Genomic DNA, 19,738 nt, shown 5'->3' on the forward strand with positions numbered 1-19,738 from the left:
GAGGGCTGGCTTCTACATCAGCTTTTTTGTTCTTCAGCTAACTGGGCAGTTTTATTTTAATAATATTAAATAAAAATTTCCTAATTAATATAATGCATTTATGTTGTATTGGAAATGCTCCCGGGCTTTAGAATCTGGAGCGATTTTTTCGTAGTAAAAGCTTTCAGAAACTGTTGACTTTGTTACTTTTTGGTCATTGTTGGATTAATAACAGACATGGTATATTTTATTGGGCTATTTAGAATATGAATGGCAATTTTCCATTGATTGGTGAAGATGTATGAAGAAACCTATTAGATTAAGTATACAATTTCTTGTTTTGAGCTTACTGGCTTTTGCCATGATTGGTACCTTTGTTGGAAGTACTATTTCAAGCATTTTAGTTAGTAAAAACAACCTGGAGAAGAATTATTTAATAGAGAATCAATACTACGCTCAAAAATTGGCTAGTACAACGGATTCTCTTTTTGAAAATATGTTTAAAACCTTGACCATGGAGTCAGAAGAGGTAGAATTTTCAACCGCAGATTCAAAAGAAATATATGAGGAAGTAAAACAGATGCTAGATTCCACTACGTTTTTTAATTCCGCAGTTTTTGTGGATCCAACAGGAAGTATCGTTGCATCAGCACCCAATAGGGAATTAGAGGGTACAATATTGAATAGTAGCGGTGCAAAGGAAGCCTTGAAAAAGAAAGTACCCTTAATATCGGAACCTTATGTAGCCGTGACGGGGAAGCTGATATTGCTTGTTTCTGTACCTGTTTTTGATGATAGTGGGTCATATAAAGGGTTTATAGGCGGGACCATCCGTTTACATGAAGAAAACAGCCTAACGAGAGTTCTTGGCCAGCATCCAAAACATGAAAATGATTCGTATGTATATGTAGTCGATTCTAAAGGTAATATTATTTATCATCCAAATAAAGATAGAATTAACGATAGCGCTAAAGAAAACAAAGCCGTGAAGCAAGTGTTGAAAGGGAAGACCGGAAGTATGGAAGTTAGTAATACACAAGGTATTTCAATGCTGGCTGGTTACGCTTCTTCTGCAAGCAAATGGGGCATTGTCTCCCAAACACCTAAAAAAGCCGTTATGGAACCAACGATTGAAATGGCAAAGCAAGTTAGCTTAATTGCCATTCCCTTCATGATTTTTGTATTTGTGATGACATTTGCCATGCTGAAAAAAATTGTAAATCCGATAAGAATGCTGGCCCTCTTCGCAAAACAAATTACACTGGATCCGTCATTACCAGTGCCGCGCTTTCCCGGCTGGTATTTTGAGTTAAAGGAATTAAAGCGTGCTATTTTAAAAAATGTTGATTTTTATGAAAAAAAACTGACGTACGTGGAGAGTGAATCAAATCTTGATCCACTGACTGGCTATTATAATCGCCGCTCTTTAGAAAAAAAGATTAGCCATTTAGAAATGTACTCCATCATTTTGTTTGATATTGACCGTTTTAAATTGATAAACGATCAACTCGGACATCAAGTGGGGGATGAGGTATTAATATACTTGTCCGAATTAGCTAAAAAAGAAACCAGGGAAAGTGATTTGTGTTTCCGTATAGGTGGAGAAGAATTTTTAATCGTTCTCCCAGAAACGGATCTAGCATTTGCTCAAACGATTGCAGAACGAATAAGGAAAAAAGCTGAGGCCAAAATTAGTCCTACAGGAAAGCCGATAACGATTTCGATGGGAATTGGAAATTCGCCGACTACAGCAAGTGATTTTTCAGATTTATTCAAAGTGACTGACCAGGCTTTATACAAAGCGAAAGAAGAGGGAAGAAACAGAGTAGTTGTTGCAAATCGTTTAAACAATAATAAAAGCTAGCGACCTTACTCACTTGCTAGAAGGATCTAATGCAACAAAAAGAGTTTTATATTTCATTTGTAAATGAACCAGAAAACAGGCGTGATCCCTTGGTAATCAAAGGATCATGCCTGTTTTCTCTTGGATTCCGGTCTTTGAATAAGACTATTGTGTCAGTACCTTTTGACTTATACCTTCTATTTCATTTTTTGGTTCTTAACCTCCAATAGTTACTAGAGGTTTCTATACCATTTTTAAGAGGTGCCTGCTTTCCAAAAGATACTATTCGATTTATGATAAGCTTAGAATCACAAATACTTCATATCAAATTAAGTAGAAAATAAATAGAGGGGGAAGAACATGAATATAAAATATGAACTCATACCTATCGAGAAAGCTGAATATTGCAAAGATTTATGTAATGAGCTCATGGTCTTTCAAAAATCAAAGGCAAAAATAAAGCCTGAATTGTTCGACGGGATGAATTTTGAAACAAGAATGATTCCTTCTATTAAGAACGCTATTTACAATCACATAATTGTTGCTAAAGTTGAAGAAAAGATAGTTGGCTATGCATACTCGAATATCTCACCCAAAGAAGCATATTCTAATGATTTTGCTACTTTTTTTGACATTTCTTCTATTAGTGAAAAGAATGTTGGTTGTCTATCCCAATTTTATATTAGCGGAGCGTATAGAAAATACGGGATTGGCTCAAAGCTTTTCAATATGTCAATGAGTTGGTTGAATCAATCAGGTGTCCACAATTATTTTATTTTCGTTTCGAATGGAAATGATGATGCTTTAGAGTTTTATAAACGAAAAGGATTCGTTGTTAGCCATGATATTTTAGGTGGTTTCATTACTGTTTTACAAAACAAAAAGCAGCAGGTAGAGTCAAACTCTGTTCCGTTACGTTAATTTAATAGCTAAAGATTGCTCAGGCAGCCATTATCTAATGTGCCTGGTCCAGATTACAATAATAAGAGAAAAAAGAGCGAGCCAACAAGGCTGCGCTCTTTTGCTGCTAGTCGAAGATTTACGAAAGTACATGCAAAAGGGGATCTAAAAAATAAATAAATAATAAAACAATTAAAAGGCCAATTAGTGTAGAAATATATTGTTTGGAGTTCTTTAAATAGATTCGTTCCAATATTACCTGCGAACCAAATAAAACAGTTAAATAAACGATCCAATACCATTTTGGGATGAATACATCCCCACTAACCAGAAACGGTATCGTACATATGAAGAGAGCTGTAATACTAACTCTTACCCAGAAATCTACCTTTTTTCCTGGAGTTTCAGACAGTTTTTTCTTTTCGACGCCCAGCCATTTGTTAGTGAATTTCTCCAACAAGAAGATAGCTGCTATAAGAATGGCGACAATTAAAAACACTTTCACATAAATCCCCCGCTTTAACCTGTTATTTTCTTTATTTTACCATGTATTAAGTGTTAGAGAAGGTATTCAGTGTAGTAATCAGTTCTTTATAGAGAGGGTAGTAGCTGTTGAATTCACTTAATTATTAGATCTAACGGTCAAGATAGTTAATGAGGATTGTATTACCAAATTAGAAGGGAAGATTATATGCAGCATTGAATATATAAAGGGATATGTAATGCACTGAATCTCAATACAAGGAGGATGTTAGGTATGTCGGGAGAATTATGGTTGAACCTGCCAGTAAGGGATCCAGAACAGGCAAAGAAATTTTATATGCAGATCGGTTTTCGATTGAATGAGCGTTATGTGAGTCAAGACGGTGCATTCAGCTTGATTGTCGGGGACAATCAGGTTGTTATAATGCTCTTCCCAGAAACCGTATTCCGCGGTTTTGCTGGTAATTCTGTGGCGAATTCGCAGCTAGGAACTGAGGTGTTATTCTCTCTCGGGGCAAACTCCAGGGATGAAGTTGATGAGCTTGCCTTGAAAGCTGAGCGTGCCGGAGGCATTGTATTCAGCAAGCCGGGCGAAAAGGATGGCTGGATGTACGGATGCGGTTTTGCCGATCCGGACGGTCATCGGTGGAATGTTTTATATATGGATTTGAGTAAAATTCCGCAAGGCTGAGAGCTTGATTGCCATTGTGACGAGTTTTAAACAGAAACAAACTAACGGGTTCGGTAGTTGAAGATTATTTGGCTGCCTGGGCAGCCTTTTGTTGTTGTACGAACGGGCTGTTTAATGAAGTAAGAAAATCAACTATAATAAATTAAGTACATAAAATTAGGAGGGTAAATATGGAAAAGGTAACACCGTTTTTAATGTTTCAAGATGGCAACGCAGAAGAAGCAATGAATTTTTATACCTCCATCTTTGAGGATTCCCGAATTACAAACATCGTTAGATATGGAGCTGATGAAGCTGGACCAGAAGGCACCGTAATGCAGGCTGCTTTTACCGTGAAAGAGCAAGAATTTATGTGTATTGACAGTCATGTAAAACATCAATTCTCTTTTACACCTTCCTTCTCAATCTTTATTACTTGCAGTACTGAAAGTGAACTTGATAATCTTTATGAGAAACTTATTGAAGGTGGACAAGCACTTATGCCTTTAAATAATTATAGTTTCAGTAAAAAGTTTGGCTGGGTAAATGACCGCTTCGGAGTTTCGTGGCAGTTAAATCTTTCTTTGTGAATGTATTAAGAAAAATTCATAGACTCACGTAGGTATACTTTACCTATTCTTATCTTAAAGCTTCCATTTTTTTGATTTGTGAAATATTGTACCTAAACAAATGGGTATGTTAGTTGAATATCAATCGGCTGCTTATGCAGCCTTTTTGGTTTCACTAAAGGGCAGTTTTGTTCAAAAAGCTATGATAAATAGATAAAAGAAATTTTATGAGAGGCAGATGATATATTTTGAATAAAGACACCTTTTTCGGATTTTTTATTATGTATGTGATTATAGATATAACAAAAGACATAAATATTACAGATGATTGGTTATTGACGCAATTAGTTAGATTTTTACTTAGTTTTATTTTATTTTTTATTGTTACTATGGGTTCTCAGAAGATTTTTTTTAAGGAGAAATAAATATTCTTCTTTAATTAATGGGATGTGGAAGATGATGAAAATAAATATTTTAAACCGAATAAGACAAATGTTTCGCAATAGGGTTTATGATAAATCTCCCCTTATTATGGAGACAGAAATTGATGGGTTTATCTATGGTGAAATATCCGATCACTTTGATTTTGATGAAGAGGAAGGCTGTACTTTTGGAGACGGCTTTGTTCAGGCTCCGAATGGTTCAAGAGCAGGATTAATTTGGGCTGTAAGCGAAAAGCCTTACCTAAGTACCTGCATCGAACCAGAAGATGGTAGGTGGGGAGTCTATAATGTCGGATTTGTGAAGCCGATTAAAACCATTGATGATGTAATATTTAATTTTAAAACAGTTCTTCCTTTGATTAAGGAAGCCTATAACAACGCAGAACATGGGAAGTGATTAGGTGAAGAAATATACTTAATCAAATGGGTGCGTTAGCTTAACAAGAAGAGCTGCTTCAGCAGCTTTTTTTCCGTTAACTAAGACGGTATCTTTATTGATACTAAGGATTGATAGAGAAGATATTTTACCACCAGGTCAACAGATGACTCGAGAACTGCAACAGATCCAGTTTGGAGGTGCGATATAAAAAAGAAGACAGCTAATTCGCTGCCCGTTTTTCTTTACCTAAGTGCCATATTTAATATCTCTTCAACCCATTTTGGATTTTCGTCCATTTCTAATTTACCGCACAAACTTTTATGGACTTTCAAAAACTCTGGCGTGATACGCTTTATAACTGTTAAAATGTTGTCTGATTCTCGACTGCTGTCCCATTGTTTAAGGAGTAGGAGTTGCCTATCAGATAATTTACTTCTGGTGCCTTCCAGCTTTGCCCAATCACCAAAGGTGTTTGGCTGAATTCCCGCTTCCATATACCAACCAGAGACCATCGATAGTCGTAAATTATCAAGACAATGAAGAGCATAGTATATTTCCTTTCTTATAACTCTTCGATACGCTTCGTGTACATAAGCAAAATACTTGGTTCTCCAAATTTCCACTTCTTGTACATTTGGTGAATAGGATAGCTTTGAAGATTTTTCTAATACTCCTTTTAAGAAACTCTCGGTATCACGAACAATTTTAATGTTTTGCAGCCAGACTGAAGGCTTAACATCATGAGCTTTATAATAGAATGTGTCTACTTTAAGAAAAGTATCGTAATGAGCAATGCTATGAGTTGTCCAGGGGAAGTCTTCAAAGAACAAAACCTTTCCCCAATTTTTTGCCCGCTGTCTTTTGTTTAATCGGTACTCTTCATAATACTCATCTTTTACTACAATCCGTAGGTCAATATCAGAGTATAAATCTGTGTTTTTGTTTCCAAGCGAGCCTCCATAGAAAACTCCTTTAATGTTTTCATCGTTTAATAGATCTTTCTCAATAGCATTTAGCAAGTCTTCACGATGTTTTGGTAATGCCCAATCTCTTTCCCTATGTTTAGCTTCTAATCCCACACATTTTTATACCAACTCCTTTTATTTCGTTAATTATAACAAAAATCTCCAAATCCTTACCAAGAAAAACACACTGTACCTACTTCCACAAGGGATATTAGTGCAAAAACTGTGTAATTTATTGTATAAGTTTTCCTTGCCCCAATCTATTTGTTTACAAAATGCCCTTTAGATTTATGGTAAAATGAGGAAAAGGAATTCGCAAGAAGGAGGGGCTTCATGAAAAATGAACAAGATATTCTTAACATAATAAAAGAAGATGCCTGGATGATGGACGTTCTTAGAGTTGCTAAATCATTAAACCTCCCGGATTGGTGGATATGTGCGGGGTTCGTGAGGTCAAAGATATGGGACAACTTACACGGATTTGCTGAAAGGACCTCTACCCCGGATGTAGATGTCATTTACTTTGATACCGCAAATATAGATGAAATGGAAGAGAAAAAATACGAGGATCTTCTTAGAGAGATATCTCCCCGTATTCCCTGGTCTGTTAAAAACCAGGCAAGAATGCATATATTAAATAATCTGCCGCCATTCTCTTCATCAGTGGACGCTATATCCAAGTTTCCAGAAACCGCCACTGCCTTAGGATTGAAGCTCGATGAAAGAGATCAACTGGTTTTGGCAGCCCCCTGGGGAATACATGACCTTCTTCATCTGCAGCTTAAACCGACTCCTTACTATACAGAGGACCGAAAACTAGTAAATATATATGAAGAAAGGTTATTAAAAAAGAATTGGAAATCTCTTTGGAGTCAAATAACGGTGCATCATATTAAAAAGAATCAAAACTCCGAAAGGATGATTTAAAGAATCAGGCTCCTGCGATAAAAGGAAAAATCGTATTTCTTAGACAACTGGTTGAGAGTGATGTATCAAAGCGGAACTACTGACTCATTCATGGCGAATATAAAGATGCAGCCACATACCCCATCTTTAAAAATATTGGGTAATAAAATAAAAAAACGTATTTCATGAAGGAGTGTTTATATGAGAGAACAAGGTTTAGAGGCTGCAAAGAGGTTCGTTCATGATACATTTCCTAATTGCAGCTTCGCCATTTTAGCCGGAAGTGCTTCAAGAGGGGAAGAAACACCTACATCAGACTTAGATATTGTCATTTTTCAGGAGACTCCAGGCAGCTATAGGGAAAGTTTTTATTTTTATAACTGGCGAATTGAAGTATTTGTCCACGATTTTGAGTCGTACCTTGAGGAATTTGAAAATGAAAAAAGAAAAGGGAGACCGGTCTTGGGTAGTATGATTGTTGAGGGTAAAGTAATAAAAAGCAGCAATCAATATAAATTGGTGAAAGAACACGCACTTCTGCATGTAACGAATGGACCAGTACCTCTAACAGCAGAATTCATTACCTCTTCTCGCTATTACATATACGATCTTCTGGATGATTTTACGGACTCAACCAATTATGAAGAAGCGTTAATTACGTTAAATACACTTTCCCTTCAAGTGGCAGATTTTATTTTAAGATACAATCAACGCTGGTCTGGGCGGGGAAAAAATTTAACAAAAGCATTACGCTCTTTTGATCATCAGGTATATGAAGATTTCTTTAGTTCTATGAATTCGTTTTACTGGAATAATGACAAACTGCCATTTATACAATTTGCAAATCAAGTATATGAGCCTGTGGGAGGTTTACTATTCGAAGGGTTTCTCCAAAAAGGAAAAGGATCAGGGAGGGTTTTATGAAAGCCAAAGATAACCGAAAACCATTACTAGGAAAAATTGCTGTTGTTACAGGAGCATCCCGTGGAGCGGGTAGGGGAATTGCTTTCCAACTAGGCAGTGCTGGAGCGACAGTGTATGTGACAGGCCGGAGTGTAAAGGGAGCTGCAACCGATAACCGACCGGAAACCATTGAGGAAACTGCAGATGGTGTCACATCACGAGGGGGGAAAGGCATCGCAATACGATGTGACCATACTAGCGACAACGATGTTAGAAACCTGTTTAAGCAAATTGAAAGGGAACACGGGCGAATTGATATTTTAGTTAATAGTGTGTTTGGTGGATCCGAAGATTCTCTGCCATCAGGAGATGGACGGCATTTCTGGGAAAGACCACTGGAGCATTGGGATGCAATGATGGTTGCCGGCCCGCAGGCTTATTTGCTGACTACTCGATACGCTGTACCCCTGCTGGCGAAACAAAATAATGGACTAATTGTAAATATCACCTTTTTTATCAAGGACAAAATTTCAGGTAATTTATATTACGATTTAGCCATGAATGCATTAATCGAATGACACTAGGAATGGCAAAGGAATTAAAGGACATCAACGTTTCAGCCGTTGCTGTCTGCCCGGGGTGGATGAGGACAGAAAGAGTTATAGATTCAGGTTTTGGATCAGAGGATGGAGCAACCGAAACAACAGCGTATGTAGGCCGTGCGGTAGTGGCATTGGCATCAGACACCAAGGTTTGTAATATTTCGGGAGAAACAAAGATGGTGGCTGAACTGGCTAAAAAATATGGATTTACCGATGTCGATGGAACTCAGCCTTTGCCATTTGAAGGATAACCAGTCTCCAGATACTGGTGTGAAATTTTAGTAATTATTAATTTATCCCTAATACAGAGAAAGATTATGAAATATCAAATAGGGGCGTTGGTTCAATAAGATAATAATACCAACGGAACTTCCAGATTTAAGGAATTCCGTTTGGTTCTAAATGCTGGAGGTATCAGGATGATAAATATCCAAACTGACGTAATCAAAGGATACAGAGATATTCATATACCATTTACCATCCTAAGTAAAAATGAAGAATCCAGAAGTATAGCGATCCTATTGCCCGGTGCTGGATATACGGCACAGGCCCCACTGTTTCATTACGCAACAGGAGTATTCCTAAATAAGGGATTCGATGTTTTACAGGTTAATTACCGGTACAACGATAAAATATATGACAAATTCAGTATGAATGAAATACAGGAAGTAATTCAATTTGATGTGAATGCTGTCCTGGACTCTGTATTGGCATTAAAATCATATAACCATGGCTATGTTATTGGAAAGTCGCTTGGGACTATGGCAATTGGTTCAGTATTGAATAGAAAGGACTTAATAAAGGCTAAGGCTGTCTGGTTAACCCCTCTGATAAATAGGGACGATTTGTTAAATACCATGGCAAGAAGCCAGAATGAAGGTCTGTGTATAATCGGTGATAAAGACCGGTACTATGTCGAGGAACGATACAAAAAAATTATAGATAATCCAAACATCACCTCAATAGTTATTCCAAATGTTAATCACAGCTTGGAGTATGACGATAATGCGGTCGATTCTGTTGATGTGCTAAAAAGTGTAATTAAAGAGATTCAACAATTTTAGGAGGACGAAAGTGGGGAGATTATTCTTTTATAGTGACCAAGTAGTAGAATCGCCTGGTAATCTGAGATTGGATCATTTTGCCGGAATGGAACCCAGCCAAATAAAGATTGGCTATATTCCCTCTACGGAAGATAAGGAAAGGGAATACTTTAAGGCAAAGGTTCAGTATTATCACGATTACGGGATAAAGAATATCATATTTTTTGATCTTTATAGTGAATTTGATTCATCGAAGATTGGGGAATTATTAAGTTGTGACATCATCCATCTTTCCGCAGGAAATCCAATAGAATTTAGAAATGCGATCAGACTTCGCAAAATGAATAAAGTATTATGGGACTACTTTAATAAAGATGGGACCATCATTGGTGTCAGTGGAGGAGCGGTTCAATTAGGGAAATCAGCGAAATTATTTCAGCTGTTTACAGGTTCTTTCAACAATGAAAAAATGGACACCTTACATTTTGCAGACTTTGAATTCTTGCCGCACTTCAATCGATGGAGTGGGGATTTTAAGCAACAAGTACTTCAATACTCTCAAACAACTGGTACCTTAATTTATGCAGTGAATGATGGTGATGGACTTATTGTTGAAGACGGCAATATTCAATTTGTTGGTGACGTGAAAATTTTAAATAACGGAAATGCCTTTTTAAAGTAAAGACAAGAACATCTTATACGTTCTTAATTTTCTTCTAATATATAGGCAGCGTAAACTTGCAAACTGTCTGAATTACACCTAAAGTTACAAAGTTTTATGGTGTAATCTTCTGGAGCTCCTGAGGGTGCTGGGACGAAGGTGGTTACACGGTGGTTCAGTTACATAACGCAAATTGCACTCATCTAGCAGCTTAATTGAAGACTGAATTTAATTAAGTTGAATAACTGGAAATATTTTATGGGAAGCAAGAAAAGAACAGCAAAGGTCCTCCTGGTTGCATGTGTTGTAATGTTCGTTATTGCTGCGTTATTAATATGCGGCATTTATGATCCCTATTCCAATCACATAAGGTAGTGATAAAGAAAAATTCGGACTAGGTAAAACGGGGGGAGATTATGAGGACTTATATATATATGGTAAGGCACGGCGAATCACCGAAATCTGAGGGAAATGAAAGAACAAGGGGGCTAACTAAAAAAGGAAAAAGGGACACTTGTCGTGTAACTGATATATTGCAAGCTGAGGGTGTTAATGTTATTGTTTCAAGTCCCTATAGCCGTTCAATCCTGACCCTCCAAGAGCTGGCTAAACGTTTAGGGCAAGAAGTACAAATTAATGAGAATCTTAAGGAAAAAGTATTTTCTGCTGAAGAACAGCGTTTGCCTGATAAGAATTTAATTCCATTATTAAAGAAATCGTTTTTAAATCCGACCTTTGCTCTAAAAGGTGGAGAATCCAATATAGACTGCCAGAGACGGGCTATTGATGTTTTAACAGATGTAATTAAAAAACATCAGGGTGAGAAAATAGCAATTGGTACGCACGGAGCTGTTATGACTTTGATGATGGGGTATTATGACAGCCGTTTTGATTTAAAATTTTTACACCAGACTTCAAAACCAGATATATATAGATTAGAGTTCAGCGGGTTTGAATTGGTAGAGGCCACAAGATTGTGGGAAGGAGACTTGGGGGATTATCATGAATAAGAAACTACTAAAATTGATATCAATCCTATTAGCAGCTAACTTTAGGCATGGTTATGTGTTTCTCCATCGGAATTTAACATTACCGGGAAAAGCACTCCAATAATCAAAAAATCGTTTTAACCTCGACATTCTTGACCGGACTTTATAATCTTCTGTAGCCATTGCGGCTGTAAGGTCTAGGGAGGCTGTATAGGGGTAAGATGGAAAAAAGTGTGTAACTTATTGTGTAAATTCTCACTCAATAAATTTATGTGTATTGAACCTCATAAATCACTTTAATTTTGTTCAGGCTTATTGTACTGATTTAATGGACTTTTGTACAGTGAACCTAACTGTTTAAAATGAAAGAAGGATTTCTACGATCTAGTAAAAAATAACAATATGCCTTTTCATATAAATTATAAAATTAAGGGGAAATATATGTGGAGAAACTTGAAAATTTAGTTGCTTGGGTAGAGGAAATAAAAGAAAAAAATAAGAGTAGTTCTTCATCATTATATATTCTAAAAGATGATGAATTAATATTGGAACACTATAATGGTTATCATTCTAATTCTGCTGATTCAGCTCCAATTACCCCATCCTCTCAATTTAACGTAGCTTCTGCAAGAAAGAGCTACCTTGGTTTAGTGGTTGCCTATGCTCTTTATGAAGGGAAAATCAAAAGCCTTGATGACTATGCAATAGATTATTTCGGAGAAATGGATGAACAATTGCTTGGAAGCACAACAATACGGCATTTAGTCACTCACTCACATGGGTTACACGAAAATGAGGATGGTACTATTTTTCGAGAGTTTGAACCAGGTCAAGGTTGGGCTTATAGAGGGGTCAATGTGCTAATGATGACCAGATTGGTAAATCGTCTATTTAATATGAGTTTTCCAGCCCTTTTAGAAGAAAGGGTATTTTCACCTTTAGGTTTCAAGGAAACAGCCTGGCAAACGAAAGAGAATGATTCATTAGTTAGTCAAATTGTTGATCCAGATGAAGAGGGTTCAGTTAAGCTGGGGAGTTATGCTGATGGAACGGAATCAAACTTACATACTTCTGCTCGGGAGTTTGCACAATGGGGCAATCTTCATTTAAACAAAGGGTTTGCAAAGGGAAAACAAATTGTTCCAAGAGAAGTCGTTGAAATTGCCACACAAGTTCAAAGCCCTTTTTACGATAATAATAAATTTCCTCAAAATGGTTTGTTTTGGTATGTACAAGGAACTCCAGCCGCCTCCAGCGAGCTTGGGGATAGGGTCCCAGAAGAATCTTATCAAATATTGGGGGTAACGGGTCCAACTCTCCTTATCATTCCTAAATACAAATTGGTCGTTGCTAAGATGTATAACAAACGATATAACTATGGTGAAGAAAACTACCTATACTACCTAAGAGAATTCAGTAATTTAGTAGCTGATACTTTTCGTAAGTAAAAAAATGTGAAAAATTATACAAAAACTAGCGGGTGCGTTAGTTTAATTAGAAATGGCTGCTATGGCAGTCATTTTTTATTTCTCTAATCAACAGGATACATTAAAAAGGACATATGCATAACTTTATAGAAAACTAATTTATTGCGAGAGCTATAGATCTGGCTATAACTGGACGGATTTTTCTTATTTGATTAACTGTCAGATTTATTGAATCTAGAAGGAAAGTACAGATTAATATGTAAATTACTATTAGAAGCTAAGGGCAGATGTGAAAGAGTTGGATGAAAAGGAAGAGAAATCATACAAAGTTAAGGGGAGGAATACTAGATGAAGTTAGGAAGTGTGATGGTATTTGTTTCAGACCTCCAAGAAGCAAAGAGGTTTTATTCTAATCTACTAGAGATGCCATTAATACTAGAGAAGGAGAATAAATTAATTTTCCAGTTAGAAGGTACACAACTTGTTGCGTTTAAGTGTGAAAAAAATGGACATGTTGGAGATTATTCAAACGAGGCTAGAACTGTTTTAGTGTTCGAGGTTGAATCTGTTGAACAAATGTTTTATGAAATGAAATCGAAGGGCATAAAATTTTTACACGGGACACCAACAGAAGATCGTTATGCCGCTTTTCAAGATCCCTTTGGAAATGTTTTTGAAATTGCAGAACATACAACTATCTAACTTAAGGGTGCGTTAGTTTAAGATTGTTTGGCTGCTGCGGCAGTAATACTGAAAATAAGGCAGTTATTCGCGAAAGTCCAATCGCTGCTGAAAACTTGAAGATCTGGGGGGACTAGTAATAGTCACTATAAATCTTTTATAAAGCCTAAAGGAGTATTTATATGAAGAAATTATATAAAAGGATGTTTGGTAGAATCCTAAAGCACCCTAAGTTTAATAAAGAAAAAATCATTTTTTTAAAGAAAGATATAATACTACATACGCATCTTCGGTTTTTAGAATTAAATGAGAGTATTTTTCTAAACACTTTCCAATGAATATTTCCTCGTCTTCAATTTTTGTACTTTTAATATCAACCTCATCTGGTAAAAATAATAAATAATTTCCTGCTATTTCACACCATAAATTCAGTAAAAAATCCAAACTGTCTTTACTAATAATCTTTGAATAAAGAGTTCTACCATTATTAAACCAAAGGATTGTGTATCTCTTCTTACCATAAATTTTTTCAATTTGGTCGAATAAAATCAACAACATGGATTTAGTGGGATTACCATTCGGAAAATCCATTAATATCTGGAAATTAGCTTTTAGTCTGACACTTTGATCTAATTCTAGTATGTCTAAAAAACCTTCCCACGAATTTTCCATATTTTCACCCACCTATTATTACCTTGTTAAACTAACCTGCCCCGTTAGTTAAACAAGATTATTTCCATTAATCTAATTTTAACATAAGCCCTTAAATAACTTGCCGGCTAAATTCAATTTTTTGCACACCAAAGAAACCATCCAAAAATACGCAAGCAATAGAATTAACTGTACTTCCCAGGTATGCTTACATCCATGCAAATAAGACAGACTTAACATACAACATAAACATTAATTTGACTTTAAATAGTGGTGTAAATTTGTAGGTCAGCTGCTAAGAGGCCGGCGTTTTTAATATAGGACTGCAGCAGCACTCGATTGTAATTAAAAGAAATGAGGACCGGATATGAACTTAGCGAAAGCAATATGGTTAACCAGCATATTGTTGATCCTTGTAACAGGATGCAATCAAAAGGAGGAAGGGGAAATTTCATATACTGCTGATTTCGAGGGCGGTACTGGAACTAATGTTTTTACCATGACCGATCATGTAAAGGGCTACTATCAATTAGCTTTTACTGCATATGGAATGGATACTGATGATTATCAAATTGAAGGTAAAGGTACCGAAAAAAGTAGATATAAACTATATTAATACTTCTTATAAAGGTGAGGGCACAAAAGTAGTTGAATATTCCTTTAAGGAGGTAAAGCCAACAGATACATACAGATTAGTTGGAACCCTTACTTAACTGATAAACATGTAGGGAAAATAGAAGACAGTTTTATTATAACTAAATAAAAAAAGAGCCTGGTCAATACAGCTTTTTTTTGAAGGCTATGTTAAAGAATTATGTTGATAGTTAATCAAAATAAGGAATCCCTCTAGGGGAAGTCCTTATTATCTTTAATTTATTGGCTATTCTTTCTTTGACGATATTTTAAGAATAAAGATATTAATAATAAACTAATTAAAGAAGAATCTATTATTCTGACGACAATTACTCCGTAACTTAACATCGAAACGTAGTCTATTAGATGCCAGAGAAATATAAACAATATTGTTAAGAAAATAGAGAAGACCAAAACTTTTAGACGCCTATGATAATTATTTACGTTTTGGATATGAAAAAGACCTTTTACTCGTTCCTTTCCATCCGATTTGAAACGAAAATGTTCTATTCCTTTTTCAGAATCAAATGTCTTAAAAGCTCTCCACGCATCGGTACAAAGAACATTAGAATCGGTAATTTTGGACCCTATTGCTCCTTCTAGGCGTGATTTAACGATACGACCCTGACCAATTACTTTTGAATAGGTAGATTTCTGTGGTCCTTATGAAACATACGTCTTCCGGACCGATATACAGATTGAAAATATAAAAAAGAATATAAGAGGTGATTTTTTGGAAAGAAGTATTTGGGAAAAAGATAATGACTATTTTACATTAGATCCCCTTACTGATGAGATGGTAAAAAAGGCAGAAGAACAACTGCAAGTTAAATTACTAGAATCTTATATTACTATCCTTAAAGAACAAAATGGAGGCAGTCTCATTATTAATTGCTTTCCAACCAATATTCCAACTTCATGGGCGGATGATCATGTCAGTGTAAACCATATAAAAGGAATTGGTGTTGAAGGTACATTGGATAGTGCTTATTACATCCAGGAATGGGGGCTGCCCAATAACCTGGTCTTAATTTCTGGAGATGGACACAGCTGGATTGCAATGGATTATCGAGAAAGGAAAATCAATCCCACTATAATCTACATAGACCTTGAGGGAGAACAAATCATTGTCCTGGCTGACTCTTTTGATGAGTTCTTAGATGGGTTGACCATATATCCTGACAGTGAGGAAGAAGCAGTGATAGATGAAGGGAATATAGTGAAAGATGACTGGTCACAAGAAAAGATTTCAAATGCGGTCGCATCAACTGAAGCAGATACGATTATATCTGTTCTTATTTATTTTTACTCTCATCGAAAAAAAGAAAATATACCGAGCATCGAACAACTTTTATTCAGACTTTTAGATCAAGATGATGAAAATCTAAGGGAAATCGGAGCTTTATACGCAACGCATTTTAAAGACATATTGTCCTCTGAATCAAAATACAATATTCCCAGCATCCTTCTTGAAGACGAAGAGCTGAGCGTCTATGCACCAATGCTATAACTTAAGTGTATGACCGCTGAATGGCCATAAAAAGTTTCATGCATTATGCGTCTTTATCATAGAGATTCCAGCCATTGGGATATTTTTTAATATTTTTTTAATTGGACAATACATAATAGGAAAGAGGTGGTTAGAATTTTTTGGCTTAATATAGATATACCTACAAAAACTTGTACAGTTCATCAAGTAGCAGCCTGCATATATGCCTTAAGGAAAAAGGAAACAAAGTTAAAAGGTATTAATTTTCTAAAACAAGATGGTGGCTGGCTTCAATTTAAGAATATGAGTGAATTAAATGATTATCACGCAAAGAATTTTAATAATTATAAACTAAAGCATCACTGTTAAATAAATTTACATCCTGAAAAGATGAAAAAAGACTAATTCCTATTAGGCGCTGCGCAAGCGGATTTCGTTTCTGGTGTACTGTTCGTTTTATATTTTTGGGAAAGGGAAAAATGTTCAGCTGCGTTTGGTTAGGTCACTCCATCCAAGATCCAATATTCCATTGACATAATTTACGGCTTGTTCCAATTTCCCAAATGATTTAGTTGAATCGAACCGGACACCTGAATGAACCAACTGCCTTGCTACTTCCGGTCCAACCCCAGATAAAACCACCTTAATCCCAGACATATGCATGCTGTCTACCAAGGTCTTGAACATAGGCACAGTAGTCACCAATCCGATACTTGTCATTTTGGAGACGTCTACAATTAGGTATTTAAGATTCAGTTTCTGCGCATTTTCAATGAATCTAATTCCAATTTCCTCGAACCGGTCAGTATCCATCCCAAATGGCGTCGGCATCATCGCAAAGAGACCGACTGTGCTTGAAAGAGAAATTAAATTAGAAGCCACTTCCTCTAAATGCTTCTGATACTCTCGCATCTTCTGCCTGAATTCAGCTTCCTTCTCTTTCTTCTCTGTTTCATAATCCGTAACATCTTTCCAAGTTAGCATATAGCCTTGCTCGTTATCACCGTTCATGAATTTCTTAATTACAATGCTTGCGGTAAGCTCATTGAATAAATTGATGGTGGTTTCATGTGGAAGCGCACCTTGTAAAATACGTCGCTGTTTAGAGACGTTCTGGTGGAACATGTTAATGTTCTTTCCAATTATGTCTTCTGCGCTCTTTATAGGAATATACTTGCTTAGTCGCTGAATCAGGCGTTCGGAGTATTCATTTATCCAGACGATATCGAAATTTCCATCGGCAATAAAGATGTTCTCCCCAATTGCATTTAGGACATTCTTGGTCTCCGTACTTAGTGAATAATTCAAACGATTCCCTCCCTTTAATCTACCCTTCTATATTAGAAAAGGTATTAATTAAGGTGCTTAAGGATAGAGATCCTGAAGTAAAAAGGCGCTGGTATTTTTTAATAGTGTTTTTAATTGTATTTTCTGCAGGTTTTAATTCGCGACTATTCTTTATAAGAAAAACAAAAATGATTCCATTTAAATCTCTTGTAGAATGAATTTAATAAGGAAAAAGAGGGGGATACTGTACAAAATTGCAGCTATTATGAATAGGATTGCCATTAGATTGTTGTCTCTCCTCCAAAACTGAACTGCTCGGAAGATAAAACCAACTATGCCAAGACTGAATCCAAGGAAAATTAATAGCGCACTAAAAGGAAACCCTAATACATCAAAATCTTTAACAAGCATTGTGAAAATTAGTGAAAGAATGATAAAAATGAAGATAAGTAATATCCACACTCGATATTTTTTGATGATTTTATGTTCCATTTGTTCCATGATATACCCTCCTTATTTTAAATCTACCCAGGCAGCTTGAAGGATTAACTCAAGAAACATAAAGTCGGGAAGTAAAGAGATTCGTTTAAAGGTAAGTCCCGTTAATCTTTGAAAAATTACATCATCTAATTTTTCAGTGTATTTAAACAATCCAATTAACCATTAAAAGGGAAACGACCATAAAGCCGGTAATTACAGTTATCTTGATTTTTGTCTAAATAATAATTTTTTCCATCTGTATACACAGACACAAGCAAGCAATTTAGGTTGTTTTACTTGTTGGACTTAGTTAATAAGAGGAGGGTTACTGTGGGTGCTCTTTTTACTGTGTCAGCTTTTCTCTTGGGACAATTACATCAATAGAGGAAGAAATATGGAAAAGGTAATACATAAGATTTCTGATTTAATTAGCAGTGAGGATAAAAGAATCATCATTGGGATTTCAGGGCATGGTGCATCTGGCAAAACAACGCTTGCCAATAATCTTGTAAAGCTTCTGGGTTATAACGATGTGAATAATATTAATACGGACCCCTATATTATCGGCTCTCATCTTAGAAAGAACACTTTGATCGATTATGAATATAAAAATGAACAACATCGCGATAAAATGACAGCTTGTCATCCTGCTGCTCATAATATATTCGCCTTAGAAAGAGACATTCATATGGTGAGAGATGGATTGAATTTTTACACAATAGGTACTAATTATACAAAGAGTACGCTGATTTCTTCACAAAATAACATAACTATTGTTGAAGGGATGAGCGTAGCCTTTACTGATCCCAGATTGTACGATCTAAAAGTTTACTTATACACGGATGGAGAAACCGAATTGATAAGACGGAGCCAACGTGATGTTTCTGAAAGAGGAACAGATATTAATTATTTAAGAAGATCTCACGAAGAGCGTAGAATTCAATATTATTTGTTTATGCACCCTCATCATATAAATTTTGATATAGTTTTAAAAAATTCCAATGAACAGTATATTGTTGAAAAAGATTGTTTTAATAAAAGTTAAATATAAAATTGGCGGTACATGGCTTGGACCCTTCTGGTTGGAGTAAAATAAGTGCAGCTGGAGCAACAACCAGAATTAGGATTTATCTCCATGAGTGCTACCCATCAAGGGTGCGACAGTTCAGTGTGGCCGCCTGCGTCAGACTAACGGATGGGCTCTAAGGCACCATAGTTCAAAGACCTTCTTCTCCAGCATTAAACAGTATAGTCTGCACAGCCTATTTTCATTCTCTTTGGTGGATCGATGAATTGTGCGTTTCATTGATGGCTAACGGGTGCGTTAGTTAAGTACAAATGGCTGCTTCGGCAGCCTTTTGATATTTAGAGGCTTAAAAAAGGGTTTGTCCTGTTTTTAAGGGAATCTTTTATAACTAACTAATATCAGGAGGATTTGTTAATGAGGCCACGGGCAAATACATTAGGCATAGTCAGTAATGAAGATCACCTTCCTTTGGAGGAACAGCAGGGAAGACATTCTAAAGGAGAGGGATATTTTTATCGTCCTATTGGTGGGACGATTGAACTTGGTGAAAGGTCGGAATAAAGCATTGAAGTGAGAATTTCAGTAAGAATTGGGAGTAGATATATTAATATAACATTAGATTTGTTGCCTGGAAAATATCTATAGGTAATCAAATCGGACATGAAATTACACAAATTTATTAATATCGCTTCGAATAAGAAAAATATGTTGGTCAAATCGTGCCTGTT

22 protein-coding genes and 2 pseudogenes are annotated in these 19,738 nt (G+C 36.0%); 18 read left to right on the plus strand and 6 right to left on the minus strand.

Going from position 1 to position 19,738, the window contains the following annotated elements; all coding sequences use genetic code 11:
* Nucleotides 1–280: 280 nt before the first annotated feature.
* Both V1501_RS09645 and V1501_RS09650 read left to right on the plus strand, forming a co-directional pair.
* The gene (locus tag V1501_RS09645; RefSeq protein WP_409292884.1) at nt 281–1,843 is read left to right on the plus strand and encodes a diguanylate cyclase; all 1,563 of its coding nucleotides are present in this window, start codon (nt 281–283) and stop codon (nt 1,841–1,843) included.
* Nucleotides 1,844–2,182: 339 nt separating this feature from the next.
* On the plus strand, nt 2,183–2,743 hold the full coding sequence (locus tag V1501_RS09650; RefSeq protein ID WP_409292886.1) for a GNAT family N-acetyltransferase: 561 nt from the start codon (nt 2,183–2,185) through the stop codon (nt 2,741–2,743).
* Between the two features lie 118 nt (nt 2,744–2,861).
* Here V1501_RS09650 and V1501_RS09655 read toward each other — a convergent pair whose 3' ends face one another.
* Nucleotides 2,862–3,227, minus strand: coding sequence for a DUF4181 domain-containing protein (locus V1501_RS09655; protein ID WP_409292887.1), 366 nt, complete (start codon nt 3,225–3,227; stop codon nt 2,862–2,864).
* A 252-nt stretch (nt 3,228–3,479) separates the two neighbouring features.
* Between V1501_RS09655 and V1501_RS09660 the strand changes: the two genes are divergently transcribed.
* The 3 genes from V1501_RS09660 to V1501_RS09670 all read left to right on the plus strand — a co-directional run bounded on the left by V1501_RS09660 (nt 3,480) and on the right by V1501_RS09670 (nt 5,284).
* Complete coding sequence (locus V1501_RS09660) at nt 3,480–3,896, plus strand: VOC family protein (protein WP_409292888.1); 417 nt, start codon at nt 3,480–3,482, stop codon at nt 3,894–3,896.
* Nucleotides 3,897–4,066: 170 nt separating this feature from the next.
* Nucleotides 4,067–4,465, plus strand: coding sequence for a VOC family protein (locus V1501_RS09665; protein ID WP_409292890.1), 399 nt, complete (start codon nt 4,067–4,069; stop codon nt 4,463–4,465).
* A gap of 435 nt (nt 4,466–4,900) precedes the next feature.
* Nucleotides 4,901–5,284, plus strand: coding sequence for a 3-deoxy-8-phosphooctulonate synthase (locus tag V1501_RS09670; RefSeq protein WP_409292891.1), 384 nt, complete (start codon nt 4,901–4,903; stop codon nt 5,282–5,284).
* A gap of 224 nt (nt 5,285–5,508) precedes the next feature.
* Here the strand turns inward: V1501_RS09670 and V1501_RS09675 are convergent, their stop codons facing one another.
* Nucleotides 5,509–6,345, minus strand: coding sequence for a hypothetical protein (locus V1501_RS09675; protein WP_409292892.1), 837 nt, complete (start codon nt 6,343–6,345; stop codon nt 5,509–5,511).
* Nucleotides 6,346–6,564: 219 nt separating this feature from the next.
* Here V1501_RS09675 and V1501_RS09680 point away from each other — a divergent pair, with 219 nt between their 5' ends.
* From V1501_RS09680 to V1501_RS09720, 9 genes are all read left to right on the plus strand, one after another.
* Complete coding sequence (locus tag V1501_RS09680; RefSeq protein WP_409292893.1) at nt 6,565–7,158, plus strand: nucleotidyltransferase family protein; 594 nt, start codon at nt 6,565–6,567, stop codon at nt 7,156–7,158.
* A 180-nt stretch (nt 7,159–7,338) separates the two neighbouring features.
* The gene (locus V1501_RS09685; RefSeq protein ID WP_409292894.1) at nt 7,339–8,061 is read left to right on the plus strand and encodes a nucleotidyltransferase domain-containing protein; all 723 of its coding nucleotides are present in this window, start codon (nt 7,339–7,341) and stop codon (nt 8,059–8,061) included.
* Nucleotides 8,058–8,618, plus strand: coding sequence for an SDR family NAD(P)-dependent oxidoreductase (locus tag V1501_RS09690; protein WP_409292896.1), 561 nt, complete (start codon nt 8,058–8,060; stop codon nt 8,616–8,618). The genes V1501_RS09685 and V1501_RS09690 overlap by 4 nt, the downstream gene beginning before the upstream one ends.
* A gap of 8 nt (nt 8,619–8,626) precedes the next feature.
* Nucleotides 8,627–8,893 carry a hypothetical protein gene (locus V1501_RS09695; RefSeq protein ID WP_409292897.1) on the plus strand — a complete coding sequence of 89 codons (267 nt, stop codon included), beginning with the start codon at nt 8,627–8,629 and terminating at the stop codon, nt 8,891–8,893.
* Nucleotides 8,894–9,061: 168 nt separating this feature from the next.
* Nucleotides 9,062–9,706, plus strand: coding sequence for an alpha/beta hydrolase family protein (locus tag V1501_RS09700; RefSeq protein WP_409292899.1), 645 nt, complete (start codon nt 9,062–9,064; stop codon nt 9,704–9,706).
* A 10-nt stretch (nt 9,707–9,716) separates the two neighbouring features.
* Nucleotides 9,717–10,367: a Type 1 glutamine amidotransferase-like domain-containing protein gene (locus V1501_RS09705; protein ID WP_409292900.1), complete on the plus strand. Its 651-nt coding sequence runs from the start codon at nt 9,717–9,719 to the stop codon at nt 10,365–10,367.
* A gap of 395 nt (nt 10,368–10,762) precedes the next feature.
* Nucleotides 10,763–11,356, plus strand: coding sequence for a histidine phosphatase family protein (locus V1501_RS09710; RefSeq protein ID WP_409292901.1), 594 nt, complete (start codon nt 10,763–10,765; stop codon nt 11,354–11,356).
* A gap of 422 nt (nt 11,357–11,778) precedes the next feature.
* The gene (locus V1501_RS09715; protein ID WP_409292903.1) at nt 11,779–12,783 is read left to right on the plus strand and encodes a serine hydrolase domain-containing protein; all 1,005 of its coding nucleotides are present in this window, start codon (nt 11,779–11,781) and stop codon (nt 12,781–12,783) included.
* Between the two features lie 327 nt (nt 12,784–13,110).
* A complete protein-coding gene (locus V1501_RS09720) occupies nt 13,111–13,464 on the plus strand; it encodes a VOC family protein (protein ID WP_409292904.1) in 354 nt (117 codons plus the stop codon).
* A 228-nt stretch (nt 13,465–13,692) separates the two neighbouring features.
* On the opposite strand, the gene V1501_RS09725 is transcribed toward V1501_RS09720, so the two are convergent.
* Entirely contained in the window at nt 13,693–14,115 is a 423-nt protein-coding gene (locus V1501_RS09725) for a hypothetical protein (protein WP_409292905.1), read from the minus strand.
* A gap of 346 nt (nt 14,116–14,461) precedes the next feature.
* On the opposite strand from V1501_RS09725, the gene V1501_RS09730 reads away from it, so the two are divergent.
* Nucleotides 14,462–14,710: a hypothetical protein gene (locus tag V1501_RS09730; RefSeq protein ID WP_409292907.1), complete on the plus strand. Its 249-nt coding sequence runs from the start codon at nt 14,462–14,464 to the stop codon at nt 14,708–14,710.
* A 434-nt stretch (nt 14,711–15,144) separates the two neighbouring features.
* Here the strand turns inward: V1501_RS09730 and V1501_RS09735 are convergent.
* A pseudogene (locus V1501_RS09735) lies at nt 15,145–15,384 on the minus strand (IS1595 family transposase); the annotation flags it as partial.
* A 76-nt stretch (nt 15,385–15,460) separates the two neighbouring features.
* Between V1501_RS09735 and V1501_RS09740 the strand changes: the two are divergent.
* Nucleotides 15,461–15,919, plus strand: a pseudogene (locus V1501_RS09740) (SMI1/KNR4 family protein); the annotation flags it as partial.
* A gap of 780 nt (nt 15,920–16,699) precedes the next feature.
* Here V1501_RS09740 and V1501_RS09745 read toward each other — a convergent pair.
* Both V1501_RS09745 and V1501_RS09750 read right to left on the minus strand, forming a co-directional pair.
* Entirely contained in the window at nt 16,700–17,524 is an 825-nt protein-coding gene (locus V1501_RS09745) for an STAS domain-containing protein (RefSeq protein WP_409292908.1), read from the minus strand.
* A 177-nt stretch (nt 17,525–17,701) separates the two neighbouring features.
* Complete coding sequence (locus V1501_RS09750; RefSeq protein ID WP_409292910.1) at nt 17,702–18,004, minus strand: hypothetical protein; 303 nt, start codon at nt 18,002–18,004, stop codon at nt 17,702–17,704.
* 373 nt (nt 18,005–18,377) lie between these two features.
* Here V1501_RS09750 and V1501_RS09755 point away from each other — a divergent pair, with 373 nt between their 5' ends.
* Nucleotides 18,378–19,028, plus strand: coding sequence for a uridine kinase (locus V1501_RS09755; RefSeq protein ID WP_409292912.1), 651 nt, complete (start codon nt 18,378–18,380; stop codon nt 19,026–19,028).
* 396 nt (nt 19,029–19,424) lie between these two features.
* Complete coding sequence (locus V1501_RS09760) at nt 19,425–19,571, plus strand: hypothetical protein (RefSeq protein WP_409292913.1); 147 nt, start codon at nt 19,425–19,427, stop codon at nt 19,569–19,571.
* The last annotated feature ends 167 nt before the right edge of the window (nt 19,572–19,738 follow it).

Source organism: Paraperibacillus esterisolvens (assembly GCF_046237625.1).
Taxonomy (GTDB): Bacteria; Bacillota; Bacilli; order Bacillales; family DSM-1321; genus Paraperibacillus; species Paraperibacillus esterisolvens.

Coding starts and splice junctions, on each gene's coding strand:
- V1501_RS09710 (WP_409292901.1), top strand. CDS start 10,763: ATGAGGACTTATATATATATGGTAAGGCACGGCGAATCACCGAAATCT.
- V1501_RS09665 (WP_409292890.1), top strand. CDS start 4,067: ATGGAAAAGGTAACACCGTTTTTAATGTTTCAAGATGGCAACGCAGAA.
- V1501_RS09660 (WP_409292888.1), top strand. CDS start 3,480: ATGTCGGGAGAATTATGGTTGAACCTGCCAGTAAGGGATCCAGAACAG.
- V1501_RS09725 (WP_409292905.1), bottom strand. CDS start 14,115: ATGGAAAATTCGTGGGAAGGTTTTTTAGACATACTAGAATTAGATCAA.
- V1501_RS09750 (WP_409292910.1), bottom strand. CDS start 18,004: ATGGAACAAATGGAACATAAAATCATCAAAAAATATCGAGTGTGGATA.
- V1501_RS09650 (WP_409292886.1), top strand. CDS start 2,183: ATGAATATAAAATATGAACTCATACCTATCGAGAAAGCTGAATATTGC.
- V1501_RS09680 (WP_409292893.1), top strand. CDS start 6,565: ATGAAAAATGAACAAGATATTCTTAACATAATAAAAGAAGATGCCTGG.
- V1501_RS09685 (WP_409292894.1), top strand. CDS start 7,339: ATGAGAGAACAAGGTTTAGAGGCTGCAAAGAGGTTCGTTCATGATACA.
- V1501_RS09700 (WP_409292899.1), top strand. CDS start 9,062: ATGATAAATATCCAAACTGACGTAATCAAAGGATACAGAGATATTCAT.
- V1501_RS09760 (WP_409292913.1), top strand. CDS start 19,425: ATGAGGCCACGGGCAAATACATTAGGCATAGTCAGTAATGAAGATCAC.
- V1501_RS09645 (WP_409292884.1), top strand. CDS start 281: ATGAAGAAACCTATTAGATTAAGTATACAATTTCTTGTTTTGAGCTTA.
- V1501_RS09730 (WP_409292907.1), top strand. CDS start 14,462: ATGAACTTAGCGAAAGCAATATGGTTAACCAGCATATTGTTGATCCTT.
- V1501_RS09720 (WP_409292904.1), top strand. CDS start 13,111: ATGAAGTTAGGAAGTGTGATGGTATTTGTTTCAGACCTCCAAGAAGCA.
- V1501_RS09690 (WP_409292896.1), top strand. CDS start 8,058: ATGAAAGCCAAAGATAACCGAAAACCATTACTAGGAAAAATTGCTGTT.
- V1501_RS09695 (WP_409292897.1), top strand. CDS start 8,627: ATGGCAAAGGAATTAAAGGACATCAACGTTTCAGCCGTTGCTGTCTGC.
- V1501_RS09670 (WP_409292891.1), top strand. CDS start 4,901: ATGATGAAAATAAATATTTTAAACCGAATAAGACAAATGTTTCGCAAT.
- V1501_RS09755 (WP_409292912.1), top strand. CDS start 18,378: ATGGAAAAGGTAATACATAAGATTTCTGATTTAATTAGCAGTGAGGAT.